Origin of the sequence: Amycolatopsis sp. YIM 10, from assembly GCF_009429145.1 — a bacterium.
Lineage (GTDB): Bacteria > Actinomycetota > Actinomycetes > Mycobacteriales > Pseudonocardiaceae > Amycolatopsis.
Genome location: NZ_CP045480.1, coordinates 860,239 through 877,498, shown reverse-complemented (window position 1 = coordinate 877,498; position 17,260 = coordinate 860,239). Strand labels below are relative to the sequence as shown.

Annotated in this window: 18 protein-coding genes and 1 tRNA gene; 7 read left to right on the top strand and 12 right to left on the bottom strand. The window is 68.9% G+C overall.

Annotated elements, in window-relative coordinates; translation table 11 throughout:
- Window positions 1-85 precede the first annotated feature (85 nt).
- Complete coding sequence (locus YIM_RS04405; protein ID WP_194240038.1) at window positions 86-1,144, top strand: NAD-dependent epimerase/dehydratase family protein; 1,059 nt, start codon at window positions 86-88, stop codon at window positions 1,142-1,144.
- 200 nt (window positions 1,145-1,344) lie between these two features.
- Here YIM_RS04405 and YIM_RS04400 read toward each other — a convergent pair whose 3' ends face one another.
- The 3 genes from YIM_RS04400 to YIM_RS04390 are packed head-to-tail and all read right to left on the bottom strand — an operon-like array spanning window position 1,345 to window position 4,402.
- Entirely contained in the window at window positions 1,345-2,382 is a 1,038-nt protein-coding gene (locus tag YIM_RS04400) for a sensor histidine kinase KdpD (RefSeq protein WP_153029108.1), read from the bottom strand.
- On the bottom strand, window positions 2,379-3,083 hold the full coding sequence (locus YIM_RS04395) for a response regulator transcription factor (protein WP_153029107.1): 705 nt from the start codon (window positions 3,081-3,083) through the stop codon (window positions 2,379-2,381). The genes YIM_RS04400 and YIM_RS04395 overlap by 4 nt, the downstream gene beginning before the upstream one ends.
- A gap of 8 nt (window positions 3,084-3,091) precedes the next feature.
- Complete coding sequence (locus tag YIM_RS04390) at window positions 3,092-4,402, bottom strand: hypothetical protein (protein ID WP_228004550.1); 1,311 nt, start codon at window positions 4,400-4,402, stop codon at window positions 3,092-3,094.
- Window positions 4,403-4,549: 147 nt separating this feature from the next.
- On the opposite strand from YIM_RS04390, the gene YIM_RS04385 reads away from it, so the two are divergent.
- Genes YIM_RS04385 through YIM_RS04365 form a run of 5 tightly spaced genes read left to right on the top strand, consistent with a single transcriptional unit; the run spans window position 4,550 to window position 7,902 of the window.
- Window positions 4,550-5,197, top strand: a complete 648-nt coding sequence (locus YIM_RS04385) for a glycosyltransferase family 2 protein (RefSeq protein ID WP_153036781.1) — start codon at window positions 4,550-4,552, stop codon at window positions 5,195-5,197.
- Window positions 5,194-5,835: a DUF2064 domain-containing protein gene (locus YIM_RS04380; protein ID WP_153029106.1), complete on the top strand. Its 642-nt coding sequence runs from the start codon at window positions 5,194-5,196 to the stop codon at window positions 5,833-5,835. Before YIM_RS04385 ends, YIM_RS04380 begins: the two co-directional genes overlap by 4 nt.
- Window positions 5,832-6,434 (top strand): methyltransferase domain-containing protein, encoded by a 603-nt coding sequence (locus YIM_RS04375; RefSeq protein WP_153029105.1) that lies wholly within the window; start codon window positions 5,832-5,834, stop codon window positions 6,432-6,434. The genes YIM_RS04380 and YIM_RS04375 overlap by 4 nt, the downstream gene beginning before the upstream one ends.
- Window positions 6,431-7,513 (top strand): molybdopterin-dependent oxidoreductase, encoded by a 1,083-nt coding sequence (locus YIM_RS04370; protein ID WP_153029104.1) that lies wholly within the window; start codon window positions 6,431-6,433, stop codon window positions 7,511-7,513. Before YIM_RS04375 ends, YIM_RS04370 begins: the two co-directional genes overlap by 4 nt.
- Complete coding sequence (locus YIM_RS04365) at window positions 7,510-7,902, top strand: hypothetical protein (protein WP_153029103.1); 393 nt, start codon at window positions 7,510-7,512, stop codon at window positions 7,900-7,902. The genes YIM_RS04370 and YIM_RS04365 overlap by 4 nt, the downstream gene beginning before the upstream one ends.
- 72 nt (window positions 7,903-7,974) lie before the next feature.
- On the opposite strand, the gene YIM_RS04360 is transcribed toward YIM_RS04365, so the two are convergent.
- From YIM_RS04360 to YIM_RS04330, 7 genes are all read right to left on the bottom strand, one after another.
- Window positions 7,975-9,282: a S1C family serine protease gene (locus tag YIM_RS04360; protein ID WP_153029102.1), complete on the bottom strand. Its 1,308-nt coding sequence runs from the start codon at window positions 9,280-9,282 to the stop codon at window positions 7,975-7,977.
- 66 nt (window positions 9,283-9,348) lie between these two features.
- Window positions 9,349-10,434, bottom strand: a complete 1,086-nt coding sequence (gene galT, locus YIM_RS04355; protein ID WP_153029101.1) for a galactose-1-phosphate uridylyltransferase — start codon at window positions 10,432-10,434, stop codon at window positions 9,349-9,351.
- A complete protein-coding gene (locus YIM_RS04350; RefSeq protein ID WP_153029100.1) occupies window positions 10,431-11,219 on the bottom strand; it encodes a DeoR/GlpR family DNA-binding transcription regulator in 789 nt (262 codons plus the stop codon). Before YIM_RS04350 ends, galT begins: the two co-directional genes overlap by 4 nt.
- 80 nt (window positions 11,220-11,299) lie before the next feature.
- Complete coding sequence (locus YIM_RS04345; protein WP_153036780.1) at window positions 11,300-12,664, bottom strand: cell wall metabolism sensor histidine kinase WalK; 1,365 nt, start codon at window positions 12,662-12,664, stop codon at window positions 11,300-11,302.
- Between the two features lie 62 nt (window positions 12,665-12,726).
- Window positions 12,727-13,419 carry a response regulator transcription factor gene (locus YIM_RS04340; protein WP_153029099.1) on the bottom strand — a complete coding sequence of 231 codons (693 nt, stop codon included), beginning with the start codon at window positions 13,417-13,419 and terminating at the stop codon, window positions 12,727-12,729.
- Window positions 13,420-13,470: 51 nt separating this feature from the next.
- A complete protein-coding gene (locus tag YIM_RS04335) occupies window positions 13,471-14,091 on the bottom strand; it encodes a trimeric intracellular cation channel family protein (protein ID WP_153029098.1) in 621 nt (206 codons plus the stop codon).
- Window positions 14,092-14,096: 5 nt separating this feature from the next.
- Window positions 14,097-14,747 (bottom strand): response regulator transcription factor, encoded by a 651-nt coding sequence (locus YIM_RS04330; RefSeq protein WP_113694589.1) that lies wholly within the window; start codon window positions 14,745-14,747, stop codon window positions 14,097-14,099.
- A gap of 223 nt (window positions 14,748-14,970) precedes the next feature.
- On the opposite strand from YIM_RS04330, the gene YIM_RS04325 reads away from it, so the two are divergent.
- Window positions 14,971-15,043, top strand: a tRNA-Arg gene (locus YIM_RS04325).
- A 293-nt stretch (window positions 15,044-15,336) separates the two neighbouring features.
- On the opposite strand, the gene YIM_RS04320 is transcribed toward YIM_RS04325, so the two are convergent.
- Both YIM_RS04320 and YIM_RS04315 read right to left on the bottom strand, forming a co-directional pair.
- The gene (locus YIM_RS04320) at window positions 15,337-15,990 is read right to left on the bottom strand and encodes an MAE_28990/MAE_18760 family HEPN-like nuclease (protein ID WP_153029097.1); all 654 of its coding nucleotides are present in this window, start codon (window positions 15,988-15,990) and stop codon (window positions 15,337-15,339) included.
- On the bottom strand, window positions 15,987-17,102 hold the full coding sequence (locus YIM_RS04315) for a DUF262 domain-containing protein (RefSeq protein WP_153029096.1): 1,116 nt from the start codon (window positions 17,100-17,102) through the stop codon (window positions 15,987-15,989). Before YIM_RS04315 ends, YIM_RS04320 begins: the two co-directional genes overlap by 4 nt.
- Window positions 17,103-17,260: the final 158 nt, after the last annotated feature.

The following is a 17,260-nucleotide window of genomic DNA, read 5'->3' as shown; positions in this document are numbered from 1 at the left end:
TCAGGGGCGTCCAAATGTGACGGAAGGCTGACGGCACCACCGCGACGCTGCCGCCGGACCCCCCGGCCGCCCTAGCGTGATCGGGGTGCGAGTACTCATCACCGGCGGGGCCGGGTTCATCGGCTCCCACATCGCCGATCAGCTGACCGCCAGGGGCGACGAGCCCGTCCTGCTCGACAGCCTGACGCCGACCGCGCACGACGACCCCGAACACGACGACGCCCCCGAATACACGCGCGACCACGAGTTCATCCGCGGCGACGTCACCGACCTGCGCGCCGAGCAGCTCGATGGAATCGACGCCGTCTGCCACCAGGCGGCGATCGTCGGCCACGGGATCGACCCGTCCGACGCGCCCGCCTACGCCTGGAACAACGACTACGGCACCGCCGTACTGCTGGCCGCCATGCACCGAGCGGGCATCGGCAAACTGGTGCTCGCCTCCTCCATGGTCGTCTACGGCGAGGGCCGCTACGCCTGCGCCGAACACGGCATCACCGCCCCCGCGCCGCGCAGGCAGTCCGATGTGGACGAAGGCAGGTTCGAGCCGCGCTGCCCCCGGTGCGGCGAGCAGCTCGAATCCCGGCTGGTGCCCGAGGACGCCCCGCTGAACCCCCGCAGCACGTACGCCGCCACCAAGCTCGCCCAGGAACACCTCGCCGGCGCCTGGGCCCGCCAGACCGGCGGCCAGGTCTGGGCCCTGCGCTACCACAACGTCTACGGCCCGCGGATGCCGCAGAACACCCCGTACGCCGGCGTCGCCTCGCTGTTCCGCTCGGCGCTCGAACGCGGCGAGGCCCCGACCGTGCTCGAGGACGGGCGCCAGCGGCGCGACTTCGTGCACGTCGACGACATCGCGCGGGCCAACGTCAACGCACTGGACACCGAGCCGCCCGAGGAGATCACCGCGGTCAACGTCTGCTCCGGGGTGCCCCACACCGTCGGCGACATGGCCACCGAACTGGCCCGCGCGTGCGGCGGCCCGGAACCGCGGATCGTCGGCGGAGCGCGCCCGGCCGACGTCCGGCACGTGGTCGCCGACCCGGCGCTGGCCGAGAAGCTGCTCGGCTTCACCGCCCGCGTCGGTTTCCGGGAAGGCGTCACGGCCTTCGCGACCGCCCCGCTGCGGGGTGCGCGGCGGTAATCTCGAACGGCATGGCGGCGGCGAGCAGCTGAGCGATCTGGAGATCCGCGACCGGATGGTCACGCTGATCGCCGCCGGATCACGAAAGGCCGTACCTCAACGGCGCTCTGCTGCTGTACAGCCCGTACGTCACGCACCGCCTGCCGGAGTTGTGGCCCCGCCGCCATGTGACCACGGGACGGTCTCAGAGCCGAAGTCCGCTAGGCCAGCGGCAGGTGCACCTCGAACCGGCAGCCGGGGCCGTGGTTGCGCACCAGGATCCGGCCCTTGTGTGCCTCCACCAGGCCCTTCGCGATGGCCAGCCCGAGCCCGCCGCCGGCGCCGTCGCGTTCGGGTGTGCGGGCACGCGTGCCGCGGAAGGCGACATCGAAGACCCGGCCGATCTCGTCCTCGGGAATGCCGCCGCACCCATCGTCCACGGCGATCAGCGCCTCCGTGCCGGCCACGCCGATCTGCACCGCGACCGTGCCGTCCGGCGGGGTGTGCCGGATCGCGTTCGACACCAGGTTCCGCACGATCCGCGCCAGTTCCGGGTCGCTGCCGCTGACCACCGGTGACGCCTGCGCGTACGCCTCCACGCGCACGCGCTTCCGGTGCGCCACCGGGCTCTGCGCGGCGATCGTGTCGCTGACGACGTCCTGCAGCGGCACCGCGGACATGGTCAGCCGCAGCGCGCCCGCGGTGATCCTGGACAGCTCGAACAGGTCGTCCACCATGCCCGACAACCGGGTGCTCTCGCCGCCGATGCGCTGCGCGTACCCGGCGACCTCGGCCGGCTCGGAGACCACGCCGTCCGCCAGCGCCTCGGCCATCGCGCGAATACCGGCCAGCGGGCTGCGCAGGTCGTGGCTGATCCAGGCGACCAGTTCCCGGCGCGACGCCTCGGCCGCGCGCTCGCGTTCACGTGCCTCGCGCTCCCAGACACTGCGCCGCGCGATGGCCCGCCCGAACACGATCGCGCAGGGCACCACCACCAGCGCGACCAGCAGGCACACCAGCACCATGGTGGTCAGCGTCGAGTTGAACATGAACCCGCTGACACCGAGCACCCCGGTCAGCGTGGCGACCAGCGGGATCACCACCAGCACGGTCAGCGTGGTGGCCAGCGAACCGTGCCGCAGCCGGTACAGCACCAGCCCGCCCAGCACCGCCACCGGCAGCGCGAACAGCAGCGCGAACGGCAGGATGTGCCACGCGTGCGTGAGCATCGCGCCGAAGGACTCGTCCGACTCGATCATTTCGCCACCGGGTCGTAGCGGTAGCCGACGCCCCACACCGTGGCCACGCGCACGGGTTTCGCCGGCCGGGGCTCGATCTTCTCGCGCAACCGTCGCACGTGGACGGTCACCGTCGACTGGTCGCCGAAGTCCCAGCCCCAGACCTTCTCCAGCAGGTCGGTGCGGGAGAAGGCGGTGCCGGGATGGCTCAGGAAGAACGCCAGCAGGTCGAACTCGCGCGCGGTCAGCGGCAGGACGACCCCGCCGAGCGTGGCGTCGCGCGCGGTGGTCCGCAGCACCAGGTCGCCGTCGCGCAGTTCCTCGGCCGGAGCGGCGGGACGGCTCGGCAGGCGCGCCCGGCGCAGCACCGAGATCACCCGCAACGCCAGTTCACGCGGGCTGAACGGCTTGGTCACGTAGTCGTCGGCGCCGAGTTCGAGCCCGGCGATCCGGTTCTCCTCCTCGCCGAGCGCGGTCAGCAGCACCACCGGCACCTGGCTGGTCTGCCGCAGCCGGCGGCACACCTCCAGCCCGCTGATGCCCGGCATCATCACGTCGAGCACCACCAGGTCGGGCGTCCGCTCGGCGAACAGCCGGAGGCCCTCCTCGCCGGTGCCCGCGACCTCGACGGTGAACCCGGCGACCTCCAGATACCGGCGCACCACGTCGCGCACGGTCTCGTCGTCGTCGACCACGAGCACCCGCCCGCTCTCCTGCGTCATTCCCGCTCCTACCAGTACGTGAAGACCAAATGGTTCACCACGAGCGCGGTCGCCGCCTGCGCGGCCAGCCACCAGCGCCTGCCGGGTGCGGGCAGCAGCGCCGCCGCGGGCAGCAGCCACACCGCGAACGGTAGCCAGATCCGCTCGGTTTCGGCCTTCGAAAGCCCGGAAAGATCCGCGAACCCGACCACCAGCAGTGCCGCCAGCCCGAGCAGCACCACCGGATCCGACCAGCGACCGGCGATCGTGCGCCGCACCCCGGCGACCAGCGCGGGTCCCGCCGCGATGGCCAGGCACGCGAGGTTCGCCCAGACCCAGTAGGCGTACGGCCGTTCGGTCGCGATTCCCTGGTAGTACCGCTCGACGACCAGGTGGTACCCGTCCAGCCACCAGAATCCGGCGAGCCAGAACACCAGCACCACGGCCAGCGCTCCGGTCAGCGCCAGCGCGAACGTCCGCCAGCCGCGGACCACTGCCAGTGCGATCAGGCCGAGCAGCACCAAGCCGTACGACAGGAAGATCCCGAACCCGAGCACCACGCCGGCGGGCAACGCGAGCAGCGGGCGCAGACGGGCCAGCGCGAGCAGTGCGATACCGGTCGCGGTGACCCCGGCGAACAGGCCGTCGGCCGAGACGCCGACCCAGATCGCGCCGGGGAACAGCGCCGCGAACGGCACCATCGCGCGCCCCGCCTCGGGGCGCCCGAGTGCGGAAACGGTCACCGGAATGGCCACCGCGAACAGGCAGCCGACCAGGACGCAAACGATTGCGGCCCAGGTCCCGCCGCCGAGGCCGAGCCGGTCGAGCCAGACGAAGACCAGCGTGGCGCCGGGCGGATGACCGGACACGTGGGTGGTCCACGAGTCCGGCTGGAAGTCGAGAATGCGGGAGCTGAACTCGCGCAACATCAGCGGGATGTCGGTGATGCCGGGGACCTCGCGCAGGTACTCGTGATCGCTTTCGAGCCGCCCGGCGAAGCCGGTGCGGAAACCGTCGATCAACGCGAGCGCCATCGTCCAGCAGACCGTCACGCCGTAACCGAGCGCGAGCAGTGGACGCCACGAAAGCCGTTCGGCCAGTGACGGGCCCCACATCACCACGGCCGCGGCGATCAGCACCGCGAACAGCGAACCGGGACCGACGCGCGGCAGCCAGTCACCGTAGAGCGGCGGCGCGAACGCGAAGATGACCACCCCGGAGCCGGGGCGGTTGAAGTACAGCCCGAGCGCGGTGCCGAGCGCGACCAGTACCGCCGCGACACCGACGGCGACCAGATCACCCCGGGACACCACGGATTTGCGCGGCAGGACGTCGACCACCAGCGCACGGTAAGCCCGGCGGCCCTGGTCCGTCGACCGTTCGCGGCGGTCCGTCACCATCCGGTAAGAACCTGGCCGCTGTCACATTTTGGTAAGCACGCCAAGGGTTTTTCAGTGTCCACAGCAGCCATAGCGTGAACGGCCGTGATGGTCGACGTGATACTTCCCTGTCTCGACGAAGCGGCCGCGCTGCCCGGGGTCCTCGGCGCGCTGCCCGATGGTTACCGCGCGATCGTGGTCGACAACGGCTCCGGTGACGGTTCGCCGGAGATCGCCGCGGGTCTCGGCGCGAAGGTGGTGCACGAACCGCGACGCGGCTACGGTGCAGCCGTCCATAGTGGACTCGAAGCGGCGACGGCCGAGCTGGTCGCCTTCCTCGACGCCGACGGTTCGCTGGATCCCCGCGAGCTGCCCGTGCTGGTGGCGGCCGTCCGGGACGGCGCCGACCTGGCCGTGGGCCGCCGGGTTCCGACGAGCAGCAACGCCTGGCCGTGGCACGCGAGAGCGGGCAACGCGGCGCTCGCGGCCTTGCTGCGCCGTCGCGGCCTCGGCGTCAGCGACATCGCGCCGATGCGCGTTGCCCGGCGAGAGCACCTGCTCTCGTTGCAGATCACTGATCGCGCTTTCGGGTATCCGCTGGAACTGCTGGTGAAGGCCGGTCGAGCAGACTGGCGGATCGACGAGTTCGAGGTCAGCTACGGCGAACGCGCCAAGGGCACCAAGTCGAAGGTTTCCGGGTCGGTGCGCGGCACGCTGCGCGCGGTCCGCGACATGGGTCGGGTGCTGGCCCGGTGAACTGGTTCGCCCTACTGGTCGTCGCGAAGGCTCCCGTACCCGGATTCGCCAAGACCCGCCTGTGCCCGCCCGCGACCCCCGAACAGGCCGCCGGGATCGCCGCCGCGTCGCTGCTCGACACGCTCGACGCCGTGCTCGCCACCCCCGGCGCGGTCCCGGTCGTCGCCTTCACGGGCGAACTGGCCGCGGCCGCGAACCGCGCCGAACTCACCGAGGCGCTCGGGCGTACCACCGTTCTTCCCCAGCGCGGCAACACCTTCGGCGAACGGCTGGCCAACGCGCACGCCGACACCGCAGCGCACTTCCCCGGCCTGCCCGTGCTGCAGATCGGCATGGACACCCCGCAGGTCACACCGGCTCTCCTGGTCGCCACGGCCGCCCGGCTCGACGAACGGGAGGCCGTGCTCGGCCCGGCCGACGACGGCGGCTGGTGGGCGCTGGGCCTGCGCGACCCGCTGAAAGCCCGCGCGCTCACCGAGGTACCGATGTCCACACCGGACACCGGCGCGCTCACCCGGAAGGCACTGGGGCTCACCGTCGACATCGGCACCAGGTTGTCCGATGTGGACACCATGGCGGACGCGGTCGCGGTGGCGTCACGAACGCACGGCCGCTTCGCCACGGCGGTGCTGGCATGACCGCCTTCGACACCGGCCTGCTCGGCGGCCCGTGCTGGCTGGAATCCGGGACGGGCGAACGCATCCGGCTGCCGGCGGAACGCTGGACCGAGGAGCCGGGCGCGGGCGACGAACTGCTGCTCGGCCGCTGCACCGGTCCGACGATCGACCTCGGGTGCGGGCCGGGACGGCTCACCGCCGCGCTGACCGCGCGCGGGATCACCGCGCTGGGCGTCGACCATTCCGCCGTGGCCATCCGCCTGACCAGAGCACGCGGCGCGGTCGCACTGCGCCGCGACGTGTTCCGCCCGCTGCCCGGTGAAGGGCGCTGGCGGCACGTCCTGCTCGCCGACGGCAATCTCGGCATCGGCGGTGACCCGGTGGCCCTGCTCGACCGCGTCCACCGCCTGCTCAGCGCCGATGGCACAGCGCTGGTGGAACTCGATCCGCCCGGCCGTGGTCTGAAGCGGAGCGAGGTCCGCATCGGCACCGGTTCCTGGTTCCCGTGGGCCTGGGTCGGCGCGGACGCGCTCGGTGAACTCGCAGCCCGCACCGGCTTCCGTCCGGAATGGACAGCGACCAGCGGGCAACGCTGGTTCGCCGAACTGAGGCGGCGATGAACCGCTTCCGCGCCGCGGCGCACTCCCCGGCGGTGACCTCGCGGATCGGCGCCGCGCTCGGCATCGCGTTCCTGCTGTGCTTTCTCACCGGCCTGCTCAGCCACCTCATCCAGCATCCGCCTTCGTGGTTCACCTGGCCGAGCCGCCCGGTCCAGCTGTACCGGATCACGCAGGGCTTGCACGTCATCTCCGGGATCGCCTCGATCCCACTGCTGCTGGCGAAGCTGTGGACGGTCTACCCGAAGCTGTTCGAGAAGCCGGCGGTGCGGTCGATCCCGCACGCGCTGGAACGACTGTCGATCCTGGTGCTGTCCGGGGCGGCCTTCTTCGAGGTGGTCACGGGCCTGCTGAACGTGGCGCAGAACTACCCGTGGGACTTCTACTTCCCGTCGCTGCACTACGCGGTCGCCTGGATCGCGGTCGGTTCGGTGGTGGTGCACGTCGCGGTCAAGCTGCCGATCATCCGCGGGCCGAAGGAACCGGAGGAGCCCGCGCCGGGGTTGTCCCGGCGGGGTTTCCTGCGGTCCACGTGGCTGGTCACCGGAGTGGCCGTGGTCGCCACCGCGGGTGCGACGGTTCCCTTGCTGCGCAACGTCTCCGGGCTGTCGTGGCGGTCGGGCCGGGACCTGCCGGTGAACCGGACCGCGGCCGCGGCGGGCGTGCTCGCCACGGCGCAGGACCCGAACTGGCGACTGGAGATCGTCACCGCCACCGGAATGAAGTCCTTCTCCCGCAACGAACTCGCCGCGCTTCCGCAGACCACCGCGGAACTGCCGATCGCCTGTGTCGAGGGCTGGAGCCAGTCGGCGGTGTGGAGCGGGGTCTCGTTCGCCGATCTGCTGCGTGCCGCCGGCGCCGGGCCAGGTGCCGACGTACGCGTGCTTTCCCTGGAGCGCAACGGTTTGTACGCCACGAGCGAGTTGCCGGGCACGCACACCGCCGACCCGCTGACCCTGCTCGCGCTCACCCTGAACGGCGAGGTGCTGCCGCCCGACCACGGTTATCCGTGCCGGGTGATCGCCCCGAACCGGCCGGGTGTGCTGCAGACGAAGTGGGTCCGCCGCCTGGAGGTCCGATGAGATACCTGATCGCCCTGCCGGGCGTCGCCGCGCTGGTCTACGGCGTGTACCTGCTGGTGCCACTGGCCGACTTCACGGTCGGGATCTGGCTGGTCGCCGGGCCGCTGGTGCACGACCTGCTGCTCGCGCCGCTCATCGCGCTCGCCGGGTACGCCCTCACGCGCCTGCCGAACGCGAAGCCGCTGCTGGTCGGCGGTGCGCTCACCGGCGTGCTGTGCCTGCTGGCCGTTCCGCTGCTGTGGCGCACCTACGGCACGCCGCCGAGCCCTGGGCTGCACGACGGCAACACCTGGCTGGGCCTCGGCCTCACCCTCACCGCCGTCTGGCTGGGGATCGGCTTGTACGTACTGGTACGAAGGAACCGCGGGGACCAGGAGGGGGCTTCCTGATCACCGCGGTTCATCTCCACCGGTCCCTGCTAGGCCGGGAGTTGGTCTCGGTCGCTACTGCGACCGAGCGTCTTAGTTGGTCGGCACCGGCTGGCCGCCGAGGGTCACCTCGATGACGTTGTTCGAGGCCAGCGTCAGCTTCACTTTGTCGCCGGGTGTCTTCGTGCGGATCGCCGCGACCAGCGCGTCCGAGCTGTCCACCAGCCGCTCGTCGATCTTGGTCACCACGTCGCCCGCCTTGAGCCCGGCCTGCTCGGCGGGGCTGCCCGGGGTGATCTCGCGGATCGCCGCGCCGCCCTCCGGCGCGTCGGTCACCGTGGCGCCGATGAAGGTCTGGGTGGCCTTGCCGGTCTTGATGATCTCGTCCGCGGTGCGGCGCGCCTGGTCGATCGGGATGGCGAAGCCGATGCCCACGTTGCCGCCCTGCGACTGCCCGCTGCTCGGCGGGCTGTAGATGGCCGAGTTGATGCCGACGATCTGCCCGGCCATGTTCGCCAGCGGACCACCCGAGTTGCCGGGGTTGATCGCCGCGTCGGTCTGCACCGCGTCCATCACGGTGGCCTGGCTGCCCTGGTCGCCGCCCGCCTTCACCGGCCGGTGCAGCGCGCTGACGATGCCCGAGGTGACCGTGCCGGACAGCTCGAACGGCGAGCCGATGGCGACCACGCCCTGGCCGACCTTCAGATCGTCGGAGCGGCCGAGCTCGACCGGGGTCAGCCCGCTGACGCCCTCGGCCTTCACCACCGCCACGTCGGAACTGGGGTCGCGGCCGACCACGGTCGCCGGGGCCTTGCGCCCGTCCTGGAACACGATCTGGATCTGCCCGCCACCGTTCGCGGCGTTCTCCACCACGTGGTTGTTGGTCAGGACGTAGCCGTTGCCGTCGATGACGAAGCCCGAGCCGCCGTTGGCCTGGCCACCCCGGCCGACCACCTGCAGCTGGACCACGCTCGGCGAAACCTTCTGCGCCACCGCTTCCACCGAGCCGGCCGGTGCGTTGCCGGTCTGCCTGGCCGGTTGCGGTGCTTCGAGCGAACTGGCCGACGAGGTCGAGCCGTCGGAAGCCAGGTAACCGCCGACCGCGCCCGCGCCACCGCCGACGAGCAGCGCCAGCACGGCCACCCCGGCGACCAGCTTGCCCGCGCCCTGGCCGCGCTGCTGCTGGTGCTGCTGCGGCGGTGGGTAAACGGCGGTGCCCGTCGGCTGGTACTGCTGGTAGTACTGCTGACCGGGAGTCGCCGCGTACGGATTGTGCTGCGGCTGCTCCGAATGCGCGCTCTGCGCCGACCACGGGTTCGGCGCGGCGTACTCGTTCCCAGCGGAGTTATCCGGCTTGTCCTGAGCTTCCGGCCCCTGGCCGTGCGGGTCGTTCTCGGTCATGTCTCCACCATGCGCTCCGGTCCTGAGAGGCACCTGAGCCGAACCTGTGGGTTGGACCAGAACGACTCAGCGCGCGGCGCGCAGCCTCTCCGCTATCTGCTCCGGGGTGGTGTCGTTCACCCAGACCGCCATCCCGGACTCCGAACCGGCAAGGTACTTCAACTTGTCCTTGCTCCGCAGCACGGAGAACAGTTCGAGGTGCAGCCACCAGTCCTCGCGACCCGCGCCGACCGGGGCCTGGTGCCAGCCGGCCACGTACGGCAGCGGGCGGTTGTAAAGCGCGTCACACCGGCCCAGCACTTCCAAGTAGACGGACGCGAAGTCGTCGCGCTCGGCGTCGGTGAGCGCCGGGATGTCGGGCACCTGCCGGTGCGGCACCACCTGGACCTGGACCGGCCAGCGCGCGGCGGGCGGCACGAACGCGGTCCAGTGCTCACCGCGCGCGACCACCCGTTCCCCCGCGGCCCGCTCGGCGGCGAGCACGTCACCGAGCACGTGCCTGCCGTGCTCGGCCTGGTACGCGCGCGCCACTTCCAGCATCCTGGCGGTTTTCGGGGTGACGAACGGATAGGCGTAGATCTGCCCGTGCGGGTGGTGCAGGGTGACGCCGATCTCCTCACCCCGGTTCTCGAACGGGAAGACCTGGCGCACACCGTCCAAACCGGACAACTCGGCGGTGCGGTCGGCCCACGCCTCGACCACGGTGCGCACCTGGCGCCGGCTCAGCTGACCGAACGAGCGGTCGTGGTCGCTGGTGAAGCAGACCACCTCGCAGCGGCCGCGGCCGGGCGCCAGCGGCACCATCGGCATGCCGTCCACAATGGACTCGACACCGGAGACGCCCTGGGCGAAGGACGGGAAGCGGTTCTCGAAAACCGCCACCTCGTAGTCGGATTCCGGGATCTCACTGGGTTTTCCCGGCTTGCTCGGGCACAGCGGGCAGAGATCGGCAGGTGGCTTGTAGGTGCGGGTCTGGCGGTGCGCCGCCATCGCCACCCATTCGCCGGTGAGCGGGTCGAGCCGGATCTCCGAGGCCGCCGCCACCGGCGGCAGGTCCCTGGTGTCCACCGCGGTGCGCGGCGGGGCGTGCTCGTCGGCGTCGAAGTAAATGATCTCCCGGCCGTCCGCGAGCTTGTGCGACGTGCGCCTCACTCGTCGTCCCCCGGCACATTCGCGATGATCAACTCTCCAGCTTTCTCACGGAGGATTTCGATGGCGCGCTCGGACAGCCCGTCGTCGCTGACCACGACGTCGGCCTCGTCCAGATCGGCGATGGTGGAGATGCCGACGATCTCCCACTTGGTGTGGTCGGCGAGCACCACCAGGCGGCGGCCCGCTTCGACGAGCGCCCGGTCGGTCTCGCTCTCGGTCAGGTTCGGTGTGGTGAAGCCGGGCCCGTCGGCCATGCCGTGCACACCGAGGAAGACCACGTCGAGGTGCAGGGAGCGCAGGCTGTTCACCGCGACCGGGCCGACCAGCGCGTCCGACGGGGTCCGCACCCCGCCGGTCAGCACCACGGTGCGGTCGGCCTGGCTCGACCCGCGCAGCACGTCGGCGACCTGGATCGAGTTCGTCACGATGGTCAGGCCCGGCACCGCGTCCAGCGCCCTGGCCAGGGTCCAGGTGGTGGTGCCCGCCGAGATGCCGATCGCCGTGCCCGGCTTGACCAGGCCGGCGGCGAGCGCGGCGATGGCCTCCTTCTGGGCGCGCTGGCGCACGGACTTCGCCTCGAAGCCCGGCTCGTCGGTGCTCTTGCCGACCACCGAGGTGGCGCCGCCGTAGACCTTCTCCACCAGCCCGCGGCTGGCGAGCACGTCGAGATCGCGGCGCACCGTCATGTCGGATACGCCCAGCCTGCCGACGAGGTCGCTGACCCGGACCGCACCGGTCCGCCGCGCCTCTTCGAGGATCACCGCCTGTCGCTGCCGCGCCAGCACTTTGTCGACTCCATCCCGAACCCCATCAACTACACAAAATCCTACACGATCAAACACCGATCGCGATCGTCAGGATTTCCTCAGCCGGGCACCCCGGGGAGTCGGATGGTCAGCAGCGCACCGCCGCCGGGCGCCTGCCCCGCGTACACCGTGCCGCCGTGGCGTTCCGCGGCCTGCTTGACGATGGCCAGGCCCAGGCCGGACCCGGGCAGCGTACGGGCTTCGGACGAGCGGTAGAACCGATCGAACACCTTCGGCAGGTCCTCCTCGGCGATGCCGGGGCCGGAGTCGGCGACCTCGACCACCGCCGTGCCGTCGCCGAGCGGGTACAGCCGCAGCCGCACGTGCCCGTCCGGCGGGGAGAACTTCACCGCGTTGTCCAGCAGGTTCATCACCGCGCGTTCGAGCGAGCTGGAGTCGCCGCTGAGCACCCACGGCCGCAGGTCCACGTCGAACTCGATGTCACCGGCGCGACGCCGGGCCCGGTCCAGCGCCCGCTCGACCACCTCGACCAGCTCCACCCGCTCGAACTGCGCCCGCGGCTCGTCGGCCCGCGCCAGCTCGACCAGGTCGCCGATCAACTGGGTCAGCTCGTCGAGCTGGGCGCCGATGTCGGCCTCGATGTCCGCCCGGTCGGTGTCGGACAGCTTCGGCGCGCCCGCCCGGTTCGCCGCGAGCAGCAGTTCGAGGTTGGTGCGCAGCGAGGTCAGCGGGGTGCGGAGCTCGTGCCCGGCGTCCGCGACCAGCTGGCGTTGTCTCTCCTGCGACTCGGCGACCGTGCCGAGCATGGTGTTGAAGCTGTGCGTCAGCCTGGCCAGCTCGTCGTCCCCGCTGACCGGGATCGGCGTGAGGTCGCCGGTCTTCGCCACCCGCTCGGTCGCCTGGGTGAGCCGCTCGACCGGCCGGAGCCCGCCGCGGGCCACCACGGTGCCCGCCAGCGCGGCGACGATGATGCCCGCGCCGCCGATCAGCAGGAGCACCACGGACAGCTCGTTCAGCGTGCGCTTGGTGCCTTCGAGCGGCTGGGCGATGATCAACGCGAGCGGCGTGCCGCCGGTGACCTCGTACGGCACGGCGAGCACGCGCGAGTCGGTTTTGCCGTCGGTGCGGATCGACGGGCCACCGGTCCTGGCCGCGACCTGCCGCTCCGGCTGCCCGATCGGCGGTCGCCCGGTGACCTGGTCGCGCAGCGCGCTCTCGCCGTTCGGGTAGATGACGTCGAACTGCACGTCGGCCAGCTTGAAGATGTAACCGGGGATCTCGGCGCCGCCCGTGCGCACCACGTCGGGGTCGTTGAGCACGGTGCTGGCGCGGGAGTTCAGACTCTCGTCGATCTGGCTGTACAGGTTGTCGCGCACGGTGAAGTAGGCCCCGAACGAGGCCAGTGCGACCGCGCCGGCGACGCAGACCGCGGCGAGCATGGTGACCCGGAAGCCGAGCGACATCCGGCGCCGGCCCGATTCCGGGGTGGGGTCCTCCCCGACCACCACCGTCTGGACGCCTGCGCTCACGGTGGGGTCTCGCGGAGCACGTAACCGACACCGCGCACGGTGTGGATGAGCCGGGGTTCACCGCCGGCCTCGGTCTTGCGCCGCAGGTAGCCGACGTAGACCTCGAGCGCGTTGCCCGAGGTCGGGAAGTCGTAGCCCCAGACCTCCTCGAGGATGCGGCCACGGGTGAGCACGTGCTTCGGGTAGGAGAGGAACAGCTCCATCAGCGCGAACTCGGTGCGGGTCAGGCTGATCTCGCGGTCGCCGCGGCGGACCTCGCGGGTGCCGGGGTCGAGGGTGAGGTCGGCGAAGGAGAGCGTCTCGACCTGCTGGCCGGGCTGCGCCTCCGGACTGGCGCGGCGGAGCAGGGCTCGCAGGCGGGCGAGCAGCTCCTCCAGCGCGAACGGCTTGGGCAGGTAGTCGTCGGCACCGGCGTCCAGACCGGACACCCGGTCGGAGACGGTGTCGCGGGCGGTGAGCACGAGGATCGGCAGGTCGTCGCCGGTGGAGCGGAGGCGGCGGGCCACCTCGAGGCCGTCGAGACGGGGCATCATCACGTCGAGCACCATCGCGTCCGGCCGGTTGGCGATGATCGACTCGAGGGCCATCGCACCGTCGCTGGCCAGTTCGACCTGGTAGCCGTTGAACTCCAGGGAGCGGCGAAGCGACTCGCGGACCGCCCGGTCGTCGTCGACAACGAGAATGCGCATGGGCACAGTCTTACCCGCTGGTCTGAGACAGTCCTAAGAGCACGCGCAGAATCAGGTGAATGTACTCGGTGGGGTGCCCTTCGCGACCGGGGCGTTCCAGCGGCGCCACAGCGCCAGCACGCGGATCGCGACGGTGGTCACCGCGGCGACCGTGGTGACCAGACCGGGCGGGAGCCGCAGCAGGTGACCGGCCCCGACCAGCACGCACCCGGCCAGCGCGGCGACCGCGTAGATCTCCTTGCGGAGCACGAGCGGGATCTCGCGGAGCAGGAGGTCACGCACAGCGCCGCCGCCGATACCGGTGGTCATGCCAATGAGGCAGGCGGTGTAGACCGGTGCCCCGGCGTGCAGCGCGATCGAGGTGCCGGCGGTGGCGAACACGCCGAGCCCGATCGCGTCGGCCAGCAGCACGGCCCGCCGCAGCCGCGCCACCTGCGGGTGGAACAGGAAGACAAGCAGCGCGGTGGCGGCGGAAACGGCCAGGTAGGGCCAGGTGCGCAGGGTGGTCGGCGGGGTGATGCCGAGCAGCACGTCGCGGATGATGCCGCCGCCGAGCGCGGTGGTCAGGCCGACCACGATCACGCCGAAGAGGTCGAGCCGGGCCTGCACCGCGGCCAGCGCGCCGGAGCCGGCGAACGCGACCAGCCCGATCATCTCCAGCGCGATGAGCATGGGTTCTAGTCGATCAGGCCACCGCGGTAGGCGAGCAGCGCCGCCTGGACCCGGTTGGCGGCGCCGATCTTCGAGAGCACGGCGCTGACGTAGCCCTTGACGGTGGCCTCGGACAGGTGCAGCCTGCCGCCGATCTCGGCGTTCGACAGGCCCTGGCCGATCAGCCCGACGACCTCGCGTTCGCGTTCGGAGAGCGAGGCCAGCAGCTTGCGCGCGGGTTGCGCGGCGCGCTGCTCGTCGCGGTGGGCGTTCACCATCCGGGCGGCGACGCCGGGGTCGAGCACGGCGCCGCCGCGGGCGAGGTCGCGAATGGCCCTGAGCAGGGCGGCGGGGTCGATGTCCTTGAGCAGGAAGCCGTTGGCCCCGAGTCGTAGAGCGAGGCTGACGTACTCGTCGATGTCGAAGGTGGTCAGCATGGCGACGGTGGGTGGTTCGGGGAACGCCTGGATGGCGCGGAGCGCGCGGATGCCGTCGTCGGCGGCGCGCATCTTGATGTCGAGGAGGACCACGTCCGGGTGAAACCGGCGCGCGGTCTCGACGGCTGATCTGCCGTCGCTGGCCTCGCCGACGATCTCGATGTCCGGAGCTCCGGACAGCATCGCGCGCAGGCCCGAGCGGACCAGTTCCTCGTCGTCGGCAAACATCACCTTGATCAACGGACGCCTCCGGCTGCCGGGGGACGCGGGGTCCCCGCTTCCCATCGCCGAAGGTTACCTAGGGGTAGCGTCGGTTTCGAAGCGAGCCACACCCGCCTGGTGACCACCGGCAATACGGTGACGGTGGCGGGGCGGTTCTATGACGCGCCGTGATCAATCCCTGATCTTTCCCCTGGCCTGCGGTCGTGCTCTTGGGCCGGGTAGGCTGAGGGCGCACGTCCCCGCCCTCGTAGCTCAGGGGATAGAGCACCGCTCTCCTAAAGCGGGTGTCGCAGGTTCGAATCCTGCCGGGGGCACGCAGAGGCATCGAGGCGACCAAGCCCAGACACCAAGCTAGTGGTGCCTGCCTTACTTTGACTGCTAGCTGCTCCAGCGGCACACGAGCTGACTCGCAACCGTGTCAGCCGTGAGCGCGTAACACTCATCGGCGACTTCGCTCGCTCCCCCAAGTCGCGCGGCTGACCCTGGGCGAGCGAAGTGACGACTGTAGCTTCGTCGCTCCAGCTCATCGACCAGTCTGTCAAGTCCTACCTTGAGCACACCGGGCCGATAGTTCGCCCTCCCGAACAGCAGAATCGCCCCTCCGCTCCTATGCTCGACGACCTAACAAAAAAAAGACCTCGTCACGCACCGCATCGATCAACTGATCAGTATACTCCTGCAGCAGTACCAGAACGCCATCAATTCGATCGATTGCCTCCATGGAGGTAAATGAAACCATTTCACCATGAGCAACCTGATTCCGTCCGTGCACCAATTTTTCGTCAATAAAGGCTTGCCGTGTTGCATAAGTATCCAAATAGTCCAGACCAAGCGCGATCACAAGCCCCTTGAAGGCCGTGGATGATAAATTGCTTTCCGTGTCGACTATTTTTTCCGGACTTAGTCGAAATACCTCACACCGCCTAGCATCCATCTCCGAAAGAATAGATCCAAGGTAGCCAATCTTGACAGAACCTTGCGCCCGCTTGAAATGCGATGCCAGACAAGCAGCTTGCAAAGATAAATTCAGCCGATCAACTCTGACCCCTCTAGAATTTATCAGTTTTATGTAGCGAACACTAGATTCCTTGACAAATCCTTCCCAATGAGCATAAGCGAGAACAATTGCACTTCTTTCTGCCCAGTTGCCAGTCGAAGCCCCACCCGACAACTGCCGAATGTAAATTCTAACGTCAGTTAGTTCGACTTTACGCTTCGCCAGACTTCTATGAAGGTGGTTCGCAAAGTCCTCCGCGTTCACTGCTCCACCACGGCCCCAAAAAGTCTCCGACCCGCAGGGATAGTCTTACGCATACGCTGATCGGCGCGCAAACCAAAAGAAAAGCCGGACTTAAAACCTTCTTTCTGCCACAACTCCGAACGCTTCTTCCGAAGAATCGGAGCAGTGATGCGCTTACTTGCATCATAGTAGCCGATTCCGAGCGCCATAGTCTCGAAAGCAGTCAAAGCAAATGGCCCTTCCATTCGCTCCCGCTGAGGATTCCACCTGCGCAGCAAGGTTGGCCCCCCGGCCTCGTCCATCAACGCGAAGGTGTTGCGCAAAATACGGCTTTCCTCGTCGCGCTTTTTCTTATTAAACTCGGTCAGCGATACAATCTCCGCGTCAAGGTATTCGCCGATATTTCCAATCTTGGACAACTGCGCTTCGTTGACCTGGCGAAAAATAATGAATCTTAATGCAAGTTCCATATGATACTGTTCCTCAAGGAGTCGCTCCGGCAAGTCGAGAACTCCCAGAAAAATCGGATCATTGGACAGTTCTTCGATCCATTTATAGTGCAACTTGCTGATACTCACCAGCAGGCAATTTCTAAGCTCCTGCTCCGTGGCCTTCGTACCGTAAGAGTTGAGGCGCTGAAACAAGTCATACTTAGCGCGCTTATCGCTTTCGCGCTTGATGATCTTGACATCTATACGCGCGCGCTTGAAGTCGAGACGCTGCGCAGACGTGAGCGTCTTTTTTGCCCCACCAGAATCCTCGAAGCCGATGCCGTTCATGCTCTTTAAGAAAGGCGGAGTGCCACAGACGAAGGGTTCCTGCACGACGTCGCCCTCGTCCCTCAGTATCCCCATGAATTGAAAGATAGACGACAACCTCTGAACACCGTCAACCACATCCCAAACCCCACGCTCATTCTGAGCAACAAAGATGCTCGGCAATGGTATTCCAAGAAGAATACTCTCGACCAAGCGAGTCTTCTGCTCGTCAGACCATCGAAATATCCGCTGAAATTCAGGATGAATGTCTAGCTCGTTGTCTCGGTAAAGGTTGCTCAGTTCGCCAATCGACATTGGGTATGCATCAGTGGCGATCTGACGTCGATACTGCTCCAGCTCGGCTTCTAGCGACATGCACGTAGTGTACTCTCCCACATCCTTCACAGCCCGTCATGTCGAATCAGGACGAGCTGCTCCGCCGCCACAAGCACCTACCCTTCACCGCTGGACCGAACTACAACCCTTCGGGGCCGCCCTCCCGGCTTCGCGCGGCGCAGATTTACACCAGAACA